General features: G+C 68.4%; 15 protein-coding genes. 9 read left to right on the top strand and 6 right to left on the bottom strand.

Annotated elements, in window-relative coordinates; genetic code table 11:
- Positions 1-7 precede the first annotated feature (7 nt).
- Positions 8-1,384, top strand: a complete 1,377-nt coding sequence (locus ACHAA3_RS02300) for an exopolysaccharide biosynthesis polyprenyl glycosylphosphotransferase (RefSeq protein ID WP_435707316.1) — start codon at positions 8-10, stop codon at positions 1,382-1,384.
- Positions 1,385-1,442: 58 nt separating this feature from the next.
- Positions 1,443-3,032 (top strand): AMP-binding protein, encoded by a 1,590-nt coding sequence (locus ACHAA3_RS02295; protein WP_435707315.1) that lies wholly within the window; start codon positions 1,443-1,445, stop codon positions 3,030-3,032.
- Here the strand turns inward: ACHAA3_RS02295 and ACHAA3_RS02290 are convergent.
- The gene (locus tag ACHAA3_RS02290; RefSeq protein WP_435707314.1) at positions 3,001-3,582 is read right to left on the bottom strand and encodes a hypothetical protein; all 582 of its coding nucleotides are present in this window, start codon (positions 3,580-3,582) and stop codon (positions 3,001-3,003) included. The genes ACHAA3_RS02295 and ACHAA3_RS02290 overlap by 32 nt on opposite strands.
- A 77-nt stretch (positions 3,583-3,659) precedes the next feature.
- On the opposite strand from ACHAA3_RS02290, the gene ACHAA3_RS02285 reads away from it, so the two are divergent.
- Entirely contained in the window at positions 3,660-4,715 is a 1,056-nt protein-coding gene (locus tag ACHAA3_RS02285; RefSeq protein ID WP_435707313.1) for a YihY/virulence factor BrkB family protein, read from the top strand.
- A gap of 4 nt (positions 4,716-4,719) precedes the next feature.
- A complete protein-coding gene (locus ACHAA3_RS02280) occupies positions 4,720-5,115 on the top strand; it encodes a cold-shock protein (protein ID WP_435707312.1) in 396 nt (131 codons plus the stop codon).
- On the opposite strand, the gene ACHAA3_RS02275 is transcribed toward ACHAA3_RS02280, so the two are convergent.
- Positions 5,112-6,533, bottom strand: a complete 1,422-nt coding sequence (locus tag ACHAA3_RS02275; RefSeq protein ID WP_435707311.1) for an MFS transporter — start codon at positions 6,531-6,533, stop codon at positions 5,112-5,114. The genes ACHAA3_RS02280 and ACHAA3_RS02275 overlap by 4 nt on opposite strands.
- A 60-nt stretch (positions 6,534-6,593) precedes the next feature.
- On the opposite strand from ACHAA3_RS02275, the gene ACHAA3_RS02270 reads away from it, so the two are divergent.
- Together ACHAA3_RS02270 and ACHAA3_RS02265 are read left to right on the top strand one after the other, a co-directional pair.
- A complete protein-coding gene (locus ACHAA3_RS02270; RefSeq protein ID WP_435707310.1) occupies positions 6,594-7,379 on the top strand; it encodes a DUF3027 domain-containing protein in 786 nt (261 codons plus the stop codon).
- Positions 7,380-7,436: 57 nt separating this feature from the next.
- Positions 7,437-8,978 carry an MDR family MFS transporter gene (locus ACHAA3_RS02265; RefSeq protein ID WP_435707309.1) on the top strand — a complete coding sequence of 514 codons (1,542 nt, stop codon included), beginning with the start codon at positions 7,437-7,439 and terminating at the stop codon, positions 8,976-8,978.
- On the opposite strand, the gene ACHAA3_RS02260 is transcribed toward ACHAA3_RS02265, so the two are convergent.
- On the bottom strand, positions 8,975-9,373 hold the full coding sequence (locus ACHAA3_RS02260) for a DUF2530 domain-containing protein (protein ID WP_435707308.1): 399 nt from the start codon (positions 9,371-9,373) through the stop codon (positions 8,975-8,977). The two genes, ACHAA3_RS02265 and ACHAA3_RS02260, sit on opposite strands and share 4 nt — an antisense overlap.
- A gap of 32 nt (positions 9,374-9,405) precedes the next feature.
- On the opposite strand from ACHAA3_RS02260, the gene ACHAA3_RS02255 reads away from it, so the two are divergent.
- The 3 genes from ACHAA3_RS02255 to ACHAA3_RS02245 are packed head-to-tail and all read left to right on the top strand — an operon-like array spanning position 9,406 to position 12,470.
- Positions 9,406-10,413, top strand: a complete 1,008-nt coding sequence (locus ACHAA3_RS02255) for a hypothetical protein (RefSeq protein WP_435707307.1) — start codon at positions 9,406-9,408, stop codon at positions 10,411-10,413.
- Positions 10,414-10,467: 54 nt separating this feature from the next.
- Positions 10,468-11,922, top strand: coding sequence for an NCS2 family permease (locus tag ACHAA3_RS02250; protein ID WP_435707306.1), 1,455 nt, complete (start codon positions 10,468-10,470; stop codon positions 11,920-11,922).
- 29 nt (positions 11,923-11,951) lie between these two features.
- Positions 11,952-12,470, top strand: a complete 519-nt coding sequence (locus ACHAA3_RS02245) for a gamma carbonic anhydrase family protein (RefSeq protein WP_435707305.1) — start codon at positions 11,952-11,954, stop codon at positions 12,468-12,470.
- A 189-nt stretch (positions 12,471-12,659) separates the two neighbouring features.
- Here ACHAA3_RS02245 and ACHAA3_RS02240 read toward each other — a convergent pair whose 3' ends face one another.
- The 3 genes from ACHAA3_RS02240 to serC all read right to left on the bottom strand — a co-directional run bounded on the left by ACHAA3_RS02240 (position 12,660) and on the right by serC (position 15,613).
- Positions 12,660-13,583 carry a DUF222 domain-containing protein gene (locus tag ACHAA3_RS02240; RefSeq protein WP_435707304.1) on the bottom strand — a complete coding sequence of 308 codons (924 nt, stop codon included), beginning with the start codon at positions 13,581-13,583 and terminating at the stop codon, positions 12,660-12,662.
- A 92-nt stretch (positions 13,584-13,675) separates the two neighbouring features.
- Positions 13,676-13,930, bottom strand: coding sequence for a hypothetical protein (locus tag ACHAA3_RS02235; RefSeq protein WP_435707303.1), 255 nt, complete (start codon positions 13,928-13,930; stop codon positions 13,676-13,678).
- A 582-nt stretch (positions 13,931-14,512) separates the two neighbouring features.
- Entirely contained in the window at positions 14,513-15,613 is a 1,101-nt protein-coding gene (gene serC, locus ACHAA3_RS02230) for a phosphoserine transaminase (RefSeq protein ID WP_435707302.1), read from the bottom strand.
- Between the last annotated feature and the right edge of the window lie 78 nt (positions 15,614-15,691).

The following is a 15,691-nucleotide window of genomic DNA, read 5'->3' as shown; positions in this document are numbered from 1 at the left end:
ACCGGTCATGGCCATTCTCGGACTCGACCCCACCCTGCACGTGTCATCGCCCGCCCCTGCGGTGGCGCGGTCGCGCATCCCGGTCGTGCGGCAGGGCATCCTCGGTGTCGCGCTGGTGCTGGTCGTCGCGGGCGTCCTGGCCGGTGTGGTCGGGCTGTCGGCCGCTCAGTCCTCAGCGCTGGTGCTGATCGTGGCGGTGTGGCTGGTGTTCAGCCACTTGGCGCTGCCCGCCTATGAACGGGCCACCTCATTCGTGCCCGTCCTGCGTCTGTCGGCGGTGCTGGGAGCAGTCGCCGTCGCGACCATCATCGCCGGGGTGTCGCAGGAGACCCTGGTGCACCGAGCGGCCATGGTGCTGGCCGGAGTGGTCGTCACGGCGGGGCTGTCGACCACGGCGCACCGGATCGCCCTGCGCGGCACCCCGACGGTCCTGGTGGGTCCGGCGCGAGAGGTCGAACGGCTTGCGATGCGGTGGGCGGGCCACCGCGACGTGCGGGTGGTCGACACCTACGGCTGGACCGCGTCGATGGACCTGAACGAGTACCGCTCGGACATCGTGACGGACGTCCTGGCCTCGGTCGTGCGGCATCGGGCCGCCTCCGTCGTGGTGGCTGCCGGGCCCGCGCTCTCCTCGCCGGCACTGCGTCATCTGGCCTGGACGATGCAGCGAGCCCAGGTGGAGTGTCTGGTCGTGCCGGACATGAACGATCACGCCGAGTCGCTGCGGCCCCGGCGGGTGGGGGACCGGGTCGCTCTGGCGCTGCGCGTTCCGGGTGACCACCACGCGTCCAGGCTCGCGAAGTCTGCGCTGGATCGATGCGGCGCGGCCGTCGGACTGGTGGTTCTGCTCCCGCTGTTGCTGGTGATCGGTATGGCCATCCGGATGGACTCGCCGGGTCGGGCGGTGTTCGCGCAGGTGCGAACCGGCCGGGACGGCCGACCGTTCACGATGTACAAGTTCCGCAGCATGGTGACCGGGGCGGAGTCCCAGCTGGTCGACCTGCTGGATGTCGACGAGGGCGCCGGGCCGATGTTCAAGATGGCCGACGACCCACGGATCACCCGACTGGGTCGCTTCCTGCGCAGCACATCGCTCGATGAGCTGCTGCAGCTGATCAACGTCGTCAAGGGCGACATGTCGCTGGTCGGTCCGCGACCGGCGCTGCCGTCCGAGACCGCCTCCTACGATCCGTGGACCTGGCGACGACTGCACGTCCTTCCCGGCCTCACGGGCCTGTGGCAGGTGAGCGGTCGCTCGTCCCTGACGTGGGAGGAGGCGGTCCGCATCGACCTGGAGTACGTCAACCACCAGAGCCTGCGCCTCGACCTGTCCATCCTCCTGCGCACGATCGGTGCCGTGGCGCGGCGTGACGGCGCCCACTAGGCTCGGGGTAACGCGCTGTTACATTCGGGGCACACGTTCTGATCAACCCGGAGGACTGATGACGGATCTGGCCTACACCCTGAAGGTCTTTCGGCAGATCGGGCTGATCAAGCCGGCGCTGCCGCACCGGTTGATCGGAGCCGGGATCAAGCTCGCCACGTGGGGCCCGGGGTTCCCGTCGGGAGTGATGGCCTGCGCGGCGCGGTACCCGCACCAGACCGCCGTGATCGACGACGCGGGGTCCTTGACCTGGCGCGAGATGTCCCAGCAGATCAACCAGCTCACCGACGCCCTGAAGGACCGCGGTGTCGACGCCGGTGACTCGGTGGCGCTCCTGGCGCGCAATCACCGCTACATCATCATGGCGATGGTCGCGATCATGCAGCGAGGTGCGCGCGTGCTGCTGCTGAACACGATGGCCAGCTCCTCGCAGCTGACCGAGCTGGCCAGGCGGGAGTCCGCGTCGCTGGTGATGCTCGACGAGGAGTTCGTGCCCGTCGCCCAGGACCTGCCCCAGGACGACCTCATGCTGACCTGGTCCGACGGTGACTCCTCCATCTCCAGCGTCGCCGAGGCCATCGTGGGCCGCCCGACGGCCCACCACCCCAAGCCCGAGAAGTCCGGATCGGTGGTCATCTTCACGTCGGGCACCACCGGACTGCCCAAGGGGGCGCGTCGCGAGGAGCCGCAGGACCTCAAGCCGCTGGTCACCTACTTCGGTGCCATCCCGTACTCGGGCAACTCCACCGTCGTGCTGGCCGCGCCGCTGTTCCACTCCTGGGGTCTGATCAACTTCGGATTCGGACTCTCGACCTGCCCGACCTACGTGCTGCGTCGCAAGTTCGATCCGGCGCAGGTGCTGCGCGACATCCAGGACCAGCGCGCCGAGGTGCTGGTGGTGGTGCCGCTGATGATGCAGCGCCTCGTCGACGTCGACCCTGCCGTGGTCGAGCGCACCGATGTGTCGTCGTTGAAGATCACGGCCAGCAGCGGGTCGGCACTCGCCGGCGATCTGGCCAACCACTTCATGAACACCTTCACCGACTCGGTCTACAACTTCTACGGGGCGACCGAGACCGGCTGGGTCACGATCGCCAGTCCGCGCGACCTGCGCGAGGCGCCGGGAACAGCCGGTCGGACCCCGCACCGCACCACCGTCAAGATCCTCGGTACCGACGGCTCCGAGCTGTCGCAGGGGGAGACGGGAGTGATCCACGTCGGCAACGACATGCCGTTCGGCGGCTACACCGACGGCAACACCAAGGACTTCGCGGACGGACTGATGAGCACCGGCGATCTGGGGCACTTCGATGCTGACGGTCGGCTGTTCGTGTCCGGACGCGATGACGACATGATCATCTCCGGCGGCGAGAACGTGTTCCCACGAGAGCTCGAGGACGCGCTGATCGATCATCGATCCATCGCCGACGTGGTGGTGGTGGGGATCGATGACGCCAGGTGGGGGCAGGTGCTCGCTGCCTACGTGGTCACGAAGCCCGGCCAGGACCTCGGCGAGGACGAGGTGGTGTCCTACGCCAAGGAGCACGTGGCCCGGTACGCCGTTCCCGGACGCGTGAAGTTCATCGACGAGCTGCCGCGCAACCCGACGGGCAAGGTCATGAAGCGCGAGCTGCCCGACTTCGACTAGTCACGATCGCCGCGGCGACCAGGGCACCGAGCGTGGTGCCACCGAGCCACCAGGCGAGTCGTCCCGGCCCACTGCGCGACAGGGGAACCCGAGCCGGGTCGACGACATGGGCGGCAGGAACTGCGACGTCGCGGCGACTCGCGTCGACCGCGCGAGCGGCGAGGTACGCCTGCGCCAGGGCATCGGCGCCGCGAGCGGCGGCGAGCGGCGATCTCGACCCGAACGTGACGTGCAGGACGCCGGACTCGCGCACCGCCTGGGCAGAACCGGCCGACTCCAGCGCCGTGATCGTCAGGTGGGGGTCGGCGAGTGCGTCGAGCGCCTCTGCGGTGACCCGTCGGGAGCTGGCGATGGCCTCCTCGGCCGCCATGTCGAGCTGCTGCGGTTCGGCTGACTCGACCTGCACGACGGTCACGGCCTCGTAGGGGGCAGGGATCACCAGCCACGCGGCGATTCCCACGAGCGCACCGGCGGCCGAGCCGGCCAGCAGCACGCGCCAGCCCTGCCGCCAGGCGGCGAACAGATCGGTGAGTCGCAGGGTCGTCTCCATGGATTCAGTCTCGGTCGGGTGCGCCCCGCCGATGTACCTTCGTCCACAGGTGTCGCCGGCTGTGGCAGGCTTGGCGAGTGACTGCCACGGTCGGGCCGCTCGACGCCTTTCAGCGCCGCCACCCGGTCATCGGATTTCCTCTCGCTGTCATCTACAAGTACTTCGACGACCAGGGCGCCTACCTGGCGGCCATCATCACCTACTACGCCTTCATCGCGATCTTCCCGATCCTGCTGCTCAGCACGTCGATCCTGGGATTCGTGCTGCAGGGCAACGACGGTCTTCGCGACACCTTGCTCAACTCGGCCCTGAGCCAGTTCCCGATCATCGGCGACCAGCTGGGCCGTCCCGAGGGGCTGGAAGGCTCGACGACAGCGATCGTGGTGGGTTCGGTCACGGCGTTGTACGGCGCCATGGGCCTGGGGCAGGCGGTGCAGAATGCGGCCAACATCGCGTGGTCGGTGCCGCGCAACAGTCGGGCCAACCCCTTTCTGCTGCGCTTTCGAAGCCTCATCTTCTTGTCGATCGGTGCGATCGGGATCCTGGCGCTGGCGATCGCGACCTCGGTGCTGGCCAATCCCGATGCGCTCGGCAGGGACCTGGCGCCGGCGTTCGGCGTGCTCTCCCGAGTGGTCGGTTTCCTGCTCACGGTCGCGATCTTCGCCGCGATGTTCCGGCTGATCAGCCTGGGGCGAGCCAAGACGCGCGCGGTGCTGCCCGGCGCCATCGTCACCGGCGTGCTGTGGCAGGGCCTGCAGCTGGTCGGCAACACCTACGTCAGCGAAGTCATCGTCAAGGCCAACTCCGTCAACCAGACCTTCGCCCTGGTGCTCGGGTTGCTGGTGTTCATCTACGTGGCCGCGATCATGGTGATGTTCGGCCTCGAGGTCAACGTGGTGCGGCGTCGCAAGCTCTACCCGCGGGCTCTGCTCACGCCGTTCACCGACAACGTCGTGCTGACCGAGGCCGATCAGCGTGCCTATGCCGCCTACGCCAAGTCGCAGCGGCACAAGGGTTTCGAGAAGGTCGTCGTGACCTTTCGCGATCAGCACCTTGACCCTGAACCACCAGAGTCCGCACCCCAGCCCACTACAGTGGGGGAGCAGGATCCTGTTCCAGAGACGCAAAGGTGACGACATGCCCACGGGCAAGGTGAAGTGGTACGACGCAGAGAAGGGCTTCGGCTTCCTCAGCCGCGAGGGCGGCGAGGACGTCCACGTCCGCTCCGACGCCCTGCCCGAAGGAACAACGTCCCTGAAGGCCGGAACCCGGGTCGAGTTCGGCATCGTGTCGGGCCGGCGCGGCGACCAGGCCCTGCAGGTGCGGTTGCTGGACCCCGTCACCTCGGTGACCCGTTCGCAGGCGCAGGCCCGACGCAAGGACCCCGAGGCGCTCGCCGTCATCGTCGAGGACCTGATCCGCATGCTCGACGACATCGGTGAGGGCTACCGTCACGGTCGCCACCCCGACCGTGCGCAGGGCAAGCAGGTGGCCTCGGTGCTGCGCGCCGTCGCGACCGAGCTGGAGATCTAGCGACGGTCGACGCGGGGCTCAGGTGCCTCGGAGGCGCGGCTGAGCACGAAGGCCAGCCAGCCGATCAGGATCGCCGCCACGGCCAGCAGGCCGAGTCGGGGGCTGGCGCCGACGGTGAACAGCCCGATGCCGATCAGGCCACCGGTCACCCACGACAGCTGCAAGAGGGTCTCGGAGCGCGCGAACATCGAGGTTCGCACGTTCTCGAGCACGTCGCGCTGGATCAGGGCGTCGAGGCTCAGCTTGCCCAGCGACTGGCACAGGCCCACCGTCAGGCCCAGGATGACGGCCGTCCACCAGGTGAACGCGACACCGATGACGGTCATGGCGGCGACGTCGAGCACGAGCACCGCGATCACGACCCGTTCGGGCAGCCGGGACTTCAGGCCGTTGCCGAGCAGGACGCCGAGGATGTTGCCGACACCGGCGCCACCGATCACCAGGCCGAGCAGGAGGGTGGGGTCGGCACTCCAGCCCACGGAGTCAGGTGGTTCGCGCAGGCGGAACGCCAAGAAGATGGTGAGGAAGCCGGACAGCAGGCGTAGTCCGGCGTTGCTGCGCAGACCGTTGACGACGGCGTGGGTGATCACGATGCCCGGGCGCCGGGTCTCATCGCGCGTCGGATCGGCGAGGTCCGCCAGGTCGACGTGCTCCTCGCCCTCGCTGGAGTCGACGCGGGCGGGCAGCAGGATCGCGAGCACGGTGCCGACCGTGAACAGCAGCGCGGCGTAGCGCAGGGACCACGGCGCACCGATGAGGGCGGCGAGCCCGGCCAGTGGTGCGGAGATGGCCGCGGCCGCGGTACCGGTCAGGGAGATCCTCGAGTTGGCCTTCACCAGCGTGAAGTCCGACGGCAGGATGCGCGGGACGGCTGCGGCTCGGGTCACGCCGTACGCCTTGGAGGCGACGAGACAACCCAACGCGGCGACGAAGAAGGTCGGTGAGGTCTGGTCGCCCGACACGGCGCCGGCCAGGACCCAGCAGCAGAACGCGCGTGCTGCCAGCGTCGCCCCGATGGCCCATCGCCGCCCTCGCCGGAACCGGTCGAGGAAGGGTCCGATCAGGGGCGCGACCACCGCGAACGGCAGCATGGTGAGCACCAGGAACAGGGCCACCTGGCCGCTGGCCTCGTCGGTGGGGACGGTGAAGAACAGCGTGCCGGCCAGGGAGATGGCCACGGCAGCGTCGCCGGCGGTGTTGAAGGCGTGCAGCTCCAGGAGGCGGGCCAGGCCGCTCTCCCCGGCGCCACCGGAGTGGGTGAATCGTCGCGCTCCGGAGAATGCGGCAGTGCCTCCGCGGCCGACCCCTCGCCCCATGGCGCGTCCCACGCCGGCGGACATGCGTCCGAGGCGAGCGACAGGCGATCCGGAAGGTGAGTGACCGGGGCGGTGCGTGCCGTCCAGATCCTCCTCGTGCATGCCCCCATCCTGCCTCACCCCTGAACGGTCGGGGCTGTGGACATGGGGGACACTGGGAGAATGTCCATGCCGACCCCAGCACCTGACGCTCGCCTGGCCGAAGCCGTCGACGTGGCGCGTGCCGCTGCCACCTCGGCCGCTGCTCCCGAACCTGTGGGCGAGCACATCGCCGTCGTCGCGGACGCTGAACGACTCGTGTCGCACCACTTCGCGTGCTCCCGTGCCGGCTACGTGGGCTGGTACTGGTCGATCAGCGTGTCGCGAGCCCCCGACGGCGAGGACGTCACGGTCAACGACGTCGTGCTGCTGCCCGGCGACAGCGCCGTCACGGCGCCGGAGTGGACGCCGTACAAGGACCGCATCCGCCCGGGCGATCTCAGCCCCGGAGATGTGCTCCCGCCCGAGGACGACGATCTGCGACTCGTGCCTGCCTGGAGCGCCGGCGACGGCGAGGAGCAGACGCCCGACCGGTTCTTCGCTCGCGAGGTCGGCCTCGGACGCGAGCACGTCCTGTCGCTGGAGGGCCGCGAGATGGCGGCCGATCGCTGGCACGACGGCGCGCAGGGCCCCGACACGGCCATGGCCAAGGAGTCCAAGGGCACCTGCGGTGGCTGCGGGTTCCTGGTGAGCCTCGCCGGTCCGCTCTCGGACCGCTTCGGTGTCTGCGCCAACGGCATGGCGAATGCGGACGGCCAGGTGGTCTCGTTCGAGCACGGCTGTGGCGCTCACTCCGAGGCACGCCTGAAGCGCTCCGCGTCGGCTCCGGCGCTGCCATCGCACGTGCACGACACGATGACCCGCGATGCTGTGGATCTCACGCCACCGGCGGTCGACGCCGAGGAGTGACCCGATTCACCCGGTTTTTCGGGTGACATCTGGAGGGCTGCGTCATATGGTTGCACTATGCAACAAACCGAGGATGTGGCTGTTCAGCCCCAAGCCGAGCTGACGCACCGAGAGATCCTCGAGATCCTGTTCGGCCTGCTCGCAGCGCTGTTCACCGCCATCTTGAGCTCGACCATCGTGTCGAACGCGCTGCCGACCATCATCGCCGACCTGCAGGGATCGCAGACCCAGTACACCTGGGTCATCACCTCATCGCTGCTGGCGATGACGGTCTCGACCCCCGTGTGGGGCAAGCTCTCAGACCTGGTCAACAAGAAGGTCCTGGTGCAGATCTCGATCGTCATGTTCGTGGTCGCCTCGATGGCCGCGGGATTCTCCCAGTCGGTGCCGCAGCTGATCGCGATGCGCGTCGTGCAGGGTCTGGCGATGGGCGGCCTCACCGCCAACGCCCAGTCGATCATCGGCTCGGTCATCCCGCCGCGTGAGCGCGGCCGCTACAGCGGCTACATGGGCGCCACCATGGCGGTCGCGACGGTCAGCGGCCCGTTGCTCGGCGGCGTCATCGTCGACACCCCCGGGCTCGGATGGCGCTGGACCTTCTTCGTGTGCGTCCCGTTGGCCGTCATCAGCCTGTTCGTGCTGCAGAAGTACCTGCACCTGGCCACGGTGCGCCGCAAGGTCAACTTCGACTACTTCGGCGCCGTCCTGATCGCCGTGGCGGCGAGCCTGCCGCTGCTGTGGGTCACCTTCGCCGGCAACTCCTTCGGCTGGCTGTCGTGGGAGACCGCAGCCTTTCTCGGTGGTACCGCGCTGGCCGCCGTGCTGGCCGTGCGGGTCGAGCTGACCCACCCCGAGCCGCTGGTCTCGATCACGGTGATCCGCGAGCGGACCACAGCGCTGGCCATCATCGGCAGCATCTCGGTGGGCATCGCGATGTTCGGTGGATCGGTGTTCATCGGGCAGTACTTCCAGGTCGCGGGCGGCCGCACCCCGACCGAGGCCGGACTGCTGACCATTCCGCTGATGATCGGGTCCCTGGTCGGCACCATCATGTCGGGGCAGCTGATCACGCGGTTCGGTCGCTGGAAGCGGTTCCTCGTCATGGGCTCGATCTCGCTGATCATCGGCATGGGTCTGCTGGGAACGCTCGACCACACCACGCCCGAGTGGCACGCCATGGTGTTCATCGCGTTCGTCGGTCTCGGCATGGGCATGCTCCTGCAGAACTACGTGCTCGCGGTGCAGAACACCGTGGACGTCACGCAGGTCGGCTCGGCCAGCGCCTCGGTCGCCTTCTTCCGGTCCCTCGGCGGCGCCGTCGGCGTGTCGGTGCTCGGCGCGATCCTCGCCGCGCAGGTCAAGAGCGACGTCACCAGCAAGCTCGCCGCCATCGGCGTGCAGGGCGATGGCACCGGCGGGGGAGCCCTGCTGGACGTCAAGAACCTGCCGCCGGAGGTGGCCGAGATCGTCCGGTCGGCCTACGGCGACGCGACCGGAACCATCTTCGTGGTCGGCGCGTGCGTCGCGGTGTTCAGCCTGATCGCGGCGCTGCTGATTCGTGAGGTGCCCCTGCCCACCACGGTCGACAAGCGCGACTAGGAGCTGGAGCGACGCCCGGGCTGCAGGTGCAACGCGTTGCGCCGCCGCCGGCAGTACTCGATCCCGATGAGTCCCAGTCCGAGACCGGCGAGTGCGGTCCACAGCCACCACGTGCGGCCCTGCTCCTCGAGACTGCCCAGGAACGGCAGCATGGCCACGGCCACGACACCCCACAGGATGGTTCCCACCGTCATGGTCCGCACACCGTCGACATCCATCGGCTCGACCTCGGCGACGCGGTGCGTCGTGTTGCCGATCTCGAGCTCGGTGATGTCGGGCCGGCCGAACTCGTGACGACGAGCCGCGCGGTCCAAGCGGGCGATCTCGCGGGAGCCCATCTTGCGCTCGACCGTCTCGGGGCCGTCGCCGTCGCGGATCATCCAGTCATCGCTCACCCCCACACCGTACCTGTCATGCTGAGGACGCCATGAATCCGCGCCACCGACGTCTGCTGATCCCGGGGCTGCTCACCGCCTTGCTCGTGGTGGTGGTGATCGCATCGATCGTCGACCGCTCCGATGCTGCCGAGCTCGATCCTGCGGGGACGGCCGTCAGCACGATCGACGATCCGCGGATCACCGAGGCGAGCGGACTGGCCGTGAGTCGCACCGATTCCGACCTGGGGTACGTCATCAACGATTCGGGGCAGGCACAAGAGCTCTACGCGGTGCAGATCTCGACCGGCACGGTCGTGGGGGTCACCGCCGTGACCGGTGGCACCTGGAGCGACACCGAGGCGCTCGCGATCGACGAGGACGGCATGCTGTGGATCGCCGACACGGGCGACAACCTCGTGCAGCGAGACGATGCCGCCCTGTACGCCCTGCCCGAACCGGGGCGGGGCGACAGCACGGCGGAGGCCACGCGGTACCCGGTGTCCTTCGAGGACGGCCCGCGCGACGCCGAGGCTCTGCTGGTGCAGCCGGGCACGGGGGCCACCTTCCTGATCAGCAAGAGCTTCGACGCCGGCGACGTCTACGCGCTGCCCGACGAGCTGGTCCCCGGGCAGGTCAACCTGGCCGAGCGGGTCGCTGCTGCACCAGGCGTCGTGACCGATGCGGCCTTCACGCCGGACGGCGAGAGTGCAATCCTGCGCACCTACGGCGACGTGCGCGTCCACGATCCCGCCGACTGGTCCGAGACTCGCCGCATCGCCGTGCTGTCGATGCAGCAGAGCGAGTCGCTGGCCGTCGAGCCAGGGGGCACCACCTTCCTGCTCGGCAGCGAGGGCGAGGGCTCCCCGCTGGTGCGGGTCTCGCTCGACGCTCCGCCACCGCCCACCGCCTCCCCGACGCCCACGCCCGACCCGGTGCCGGTCGACGCGAATGGCGACCCTCGGGAGAACAACGGCTTCGCCGGACGGTCGTGGTTCGGGGTCGCTTTCATCCTCGCTGCGTTGGTCGGGGTCAGTGCGTGGATCGCCCGCGGTCGGTGACCTGAGAGGATCTGGCAGGCTGCTGCCTGCAGATCACCTTTTCCAGGAGGACCCATGGCCACCGCCACCGTTCCGAGCCGGCTCGACCGGTACTTCCAGATCCAGCAGCGCGGCTCGAGCGTCGGTCGCGAGGTCCGGGGTGGAGTCGTCACGTTCTTGACGATGGCCTACATCATCGTGCTCAACCCGATCGTGCTGTCCGGCGTGGCGGACGCCGACGGCATGTACCTCGGTGGCGGCAGCGAACCGGGATCAGGCTTCGCGACGATCGCGGCTGTCACCGCGCTGGTGGCGGGCGTGCTGACCCTGACGATGGGCGTGGTGGCCAACTTCCCCCTGGCGCTGGCGACCGGCCTGGGTCTGAACGCCTTCGTGGCGTACTCGGTCGCGACGCAGATGACGTGGGCCGATGCCATGGGCTTGGTGGTCATGGAGGGCCTGATCATCCTGGTGCTGGTGCTCACCGGATTCCGCAAGGCGGTCTTCGACGCCGTGCCGCGCGAGCTCAAGACCGCGATCGCCGTGGGCATCGGCCTGTTCATCACGTTGATCGGGCTCGTGGACGCCGGGTTCGTGCGCACCACCGGCATCCCGGCGCCCCCGGTGCAGATGGGCATCGACAACCAGCTGTCCGGGTGGCCGGTCCTGGTGTTCGTGATCGGTCTGCTGCTGATGATCACCCTGTACGCCCGGGGCATCCCCGGAGCGATCCTGATCGGCATCGCGGCCACCACGGTGCTCGCCGGGGTCGTCAACGCGATCGCCGACGTGCCGGCCGGCAACGGCGACCCGACCTCCAAGGGCTGGAACCTCAACGTGCCCTCGTGGCCCGACACGTTCTTCCAGCTGCCCGACTTCTCGCTGCTCGGCCAGTTCTCGCTGTTCGGCTCCTTCGAGCGGGTCGGCGTGGTCACCGCCTCGCTGCTGGTGTTCACGCTCCTGCTCGCCGACTTCTTCGACACGATGGGCACCATGACGGCCATCGGCGCCGAGGCCGGCCTCAACGACGAGAACGGGTCGCCGCCGCGCGCGCAGCGCATCCTGGTCGTGGACTCCCTGGCGGCCGTGGCTGGCGGGGCCGGCGGAGTCTCCAGCAACACGTCGTACATCGAGTCCGCCGCCGGCGTCGGCGACGGAGCCCGCACCGGTCTGGCCTCGGTGGTCACCGGGGTGCTGTTTCTGCTGTCCACGCTGGCTGCGCCCCTGGTGCAGCACATCCCCAACGAGGCGGCCGTTCCGGCCCTGGTGCTGGTCGGCTTCCTGATGATGAGTCAGGTCTCGAACATCGACTGGAACGATGTCGAGATCGCCATCCCGGCCTTCCTGACGATCGTGCTGATGCCGTTCACGTACTCGATCACCGCTGGCATCGGCGCCGGCTTCGTGACGTACGTGCTGCTCAAGGTCGCCAAGGGCAAGGTCTCGATGGTGCATCCGCTGATGTGGTTCGTGGCGGTCCTGTTCGTCATCTACTTCTCGATCGACCCGATCACCCGGTGGGTCTCCTGAGACATCGGCGCCAGACATAGGTTGGACTCATGCTGATTACGCTGGGTGAGAAGAAGCCGCACGTCGACGCGACTGCCTGGGTGGCGCCGAACGCCACCGTGGTGGGTTCGGTGACCCTCGGGTCGGGGGTCAGCATCTGGTACGGAGCGGTGCTGCGCGCGGACAACGAGCCGATCATGATCGGGGCGCGGTCCAACGTGCAGGACAATTGCTCCTTCCACGTCGACTCGGGCCATCCGGTGACGCTCGGCGAGGGCGTCTCGGTCGGACACAATGCCGTCGTGCACGGCGCGACCATCGGCGATCACGTGCTGATCGGCATGGGGGCGGTGGTCATGAATGGCGCCGAGATCGGCGAGGAGTCCATGGTCGCGGCCGGCTGCCTCGTTCCGCAGGGCACTGTGGTGCCTCCGCGTTCCCTGATCGCCGGAGTGCCGGGCAAGATCCGACGGGACCTCACCGAGGACGAGGTCGCGCACCTGCACCAGAACGCGCGAACCTATGAGACCCACCGCGACCTGCACCGTACGGGCGTCGAGCAGCACTGACCTCAGGCGGCGTGCTGGGCGGGTTCGGCGTCTACTGTGCGTCCGGATGCGAGGGTCCATGTGATGACGCCGTGCGATTTCATCTGGTGGTGCGCGCTGCTCGTCCCTCGCAGCTTCAGCCGCTCGTTCCTCACGGCTGCCGGGCGTCGCCCGGGCGCGTCGCCTCGCTGCGCTCGGCCGGTGGTTGCGTCACGAACACCGTGGGTGAAGATCAACGCCTTCTTGAGGATGTCGGGGGCGAATCGGCCGTGGTAGCGGTGCTCGAGGACGTTGCCGCCCTTGCCCGTGAGAATTGAGTGCCAGAACGGGTTGGTCGCTGAGTCGGTGACCCCACTTGGCGGGGACCACGAAGGAGCCGTCGGCCGCGACGGCGGGTTCGTCGTTGTTTCCGAGGAGTGTTTCGGCGTCGATGATGACCGCGATGTCAGCACCGAGGGCGATCTCGCCGTGCTCGTTGGTGGTCAACCAGCAGGCGAGGAGGTCGGCCCGCTTCTGCGCCATGGTCCGGCCGTCATTGATTTTGCGGGCTTCGAAGGTGAGGCGCTTGTCGATGGCTGCTGCGACGTGGGAGGGGAGGTAGGCGTTGAGCCAGCTCATGGCGTCGTCGCCGTGGACGACCTCGACGTGACGTTGGGCGCGCTCGTTCTCGGCTCGTTCGTTGAAGAGGTCGGCCTCGGTGCGGGCGATGAACTGCTTGAGCCAGGTCTTGAGCTCGATGGTGGTGTGGTTGGCGGCGTAGCCGACGGCCTTGAGGTTCAGCTTGGCGATCGAGGTGTCGCACTGCAGCCGCCCGACGGCGTCGCTGATGAGGTGCGCCCGCCGTGCGTCGATCACACCGTCGGCGAACGCAGCCCACACGGCCGGCGTCCGATCGCGCAACCGCTCGGCCGCGGAGAGCACGCGCCGGATCTGGCCTTCAGACATGGCCATCGCGACGCCGATCTCCAAGGGGATCGACAGCAGTTGCGCCTGTCGGTGGAAGTACTCCTCAGTTGCTGAGTACTCGCCTTCCAACCGTTCGGAGAGCGCGAGCATCCGGACCCAGACGGCGTGCTCGGCGCGGGCCGCCGTGCGCGCGGCAGCGACGAGCTCGACCTCGATTTCTGCCTGCAACTGCTGTATGTTCTCAATCTAGAGGACCCCTCTGACACTGCTCATTCTCGCCGGTCAAGGGTGTGAACAACCGCGTTCGGCGTCCGGAATCCTCACCTCGTGTCCGGCCTGGGCAGCGGCAGGTCCGTCATCGCGGTACTGAAGTCGGACATCTCGGACCACGGAAGGTCCCCCACGACACCGGCCCGGCCGGATTCGACGACCTCCAGCTGCGGAGCGGAGCCGGACTCCAGCAGCTCGATCATCTCCGGGGAGTATTCGCCGCGCACAGCCACCATTCCGTCATCGGAGTAGGCAACGATCCCGAACTCAAGTCCCTGCCAGGTCCCCGTGGAGGTGAGGCTCACGTACCGCTCCACTTCGTCTGCCGGGACCTTCCTGCGAAAGCTCGATCGCCGGGAACCCTCGCGGAAGCTGCAGGGAATCGGGATCCAGTCCGCAGGCAAATCACCGGCGACCCGGTGCTCGATCCACAGGTCCGCGCCGATGGAGTAGGCACTGTAGTAGCTGCCCCGCCACTTGGTGTAGATCCCAGAGACCAGAGTGCCGTCAGGGCAGGCCACGTGTTCTTCCGGCAATGGAGGATCAGGTGTCAGGTCGTCCGGATCGAGTGGAGGAACCATGCGCAAGTGAGCCAACCGGACCTACCACCCTTCGCCACCGACGCGACATGCCGGCGGTCAGACCACAGCATAACGACCGCGTCAGGAGCTCAGACCGCATTGCGCGTTTGAAAGCCGGGGAAATCTTCGCCATGGCCCCACGCGGTACCGCCGCTGCTCAACCCGGCCGCAACGAGACCGTCCAAGCTGTCTTGCAGCGAGTTCATCGGTAGGTCCAGTGTTGCCTGGTGATCGAGGGGTCCAACACGGGATCGCCTGGATGACTGAATGAGGTTTGCTCCTCGGACCGGGACGGGCCCAGTCCGCTCAGAGGTGCTCAACAACGTAATCGATACAGCGGGTCAGGGCGGTGACGTCGTCGGGGTCGACGGCCGGGAACATCCCGACGCGCAGCTGGTTGCGGCCGAGGCCGCGGTAGCTGTCGATGTCGACGATGCCGTTCTCGCGCAGCGCAGCCGTGACGTCGTCCTGGTCGACACCGTCGAGGTCGATCGTGCCGACCACGTGCGAGCGCTCCGACGGTGCGGTCACGAAGGGGCTGGCGAACGATGACTGCTCGGCCCAGCGGTAGAGCCGCGCGCTGGAGTCGCCGGTGCGGGTGGCCGCCCAGTCCAGGCCGCCGTGGTCCAGCATCCATCGGGTCTGCTGCTCCATGAGGAACAAGGTCGCGATGGCCGGAGTGTTGTAGGTCTGGTCCTTGAGCGAGTTGTCGATCGCGGTCGGCAGGTCGAGGAACGCCGGGATGTAGCGGCCGCTGGACTTGATCTCGCGAGCGCGCTGCATCGCGGCGGGGGACATCAGGGCGACCCACAGGCCGCCGTCGGAGGCGAAGCCCTTCTGGGGGGCGAAGAAGTACACGTCGGTCTGGCTGACGTCGACCGACAACCCGCCTGCCGCCGAGGTGGCGTCCACCACCACGAGGGCGTCGTCATCGGCGTCGTCGACGCGGGCGACGGGCACCATGACGCCGGTCGACGTCTCGTTGTGCGCCCATGTGTAGACGTCGATGCCGGCCGTCGCGTGCGGCAAGGGATGGGTGGAGGGGGCGGTCTCGAGGACCTCGGGGTCGGCCAGCCACGGCGCCGCGGTCGCGGCAGTGGCGAACTTGCGGCTGAACTCGCCGTGTACCAGGTGCTGGCTGCGGCCTCGCACCAGTCCGAACGCCGCCGCGTCGAAGAAGGCGTGCGATCCGCCCACGCCGAGCACCACCTCGTAGCCGTCCGGCAGGGCGAACAGGTCCGACAACCCGGCGCGCAACGAGGCGACCAGGTTCTTGACGGGGGCCTGGCGGTGCGACGTGCCCATGACGTCGGCGTCGACCAGTGCCGCGAGGGCCTCGGCGCGCACCTTGGACGGACCCGAGCCGAATCGTCCGTCGGCCGGCAGCAACGCAGCAGGAATCTTCACGTCTCCAGTTTGTCAGTCACCGCGATGACGCCGAAATCGCGGCACCCGCTCGTCGCATTCCTCACATTCGGTGGCGGT

Origin of the sequence: Aeromicrobium sp. CF3.5, assembly GCF_051262695.1 — a bacterium.
GTDB lineage: Bacteria > Actinomycetota > Actinomycetes > Propionibacteriales > Nocardioidaceae > Aeromicrobium.
The sequence above is the reverse complement of the archived record's forward strand: the minus strand, read 5'-3'. Positions and strand labels throughout refer to the sequence as shown.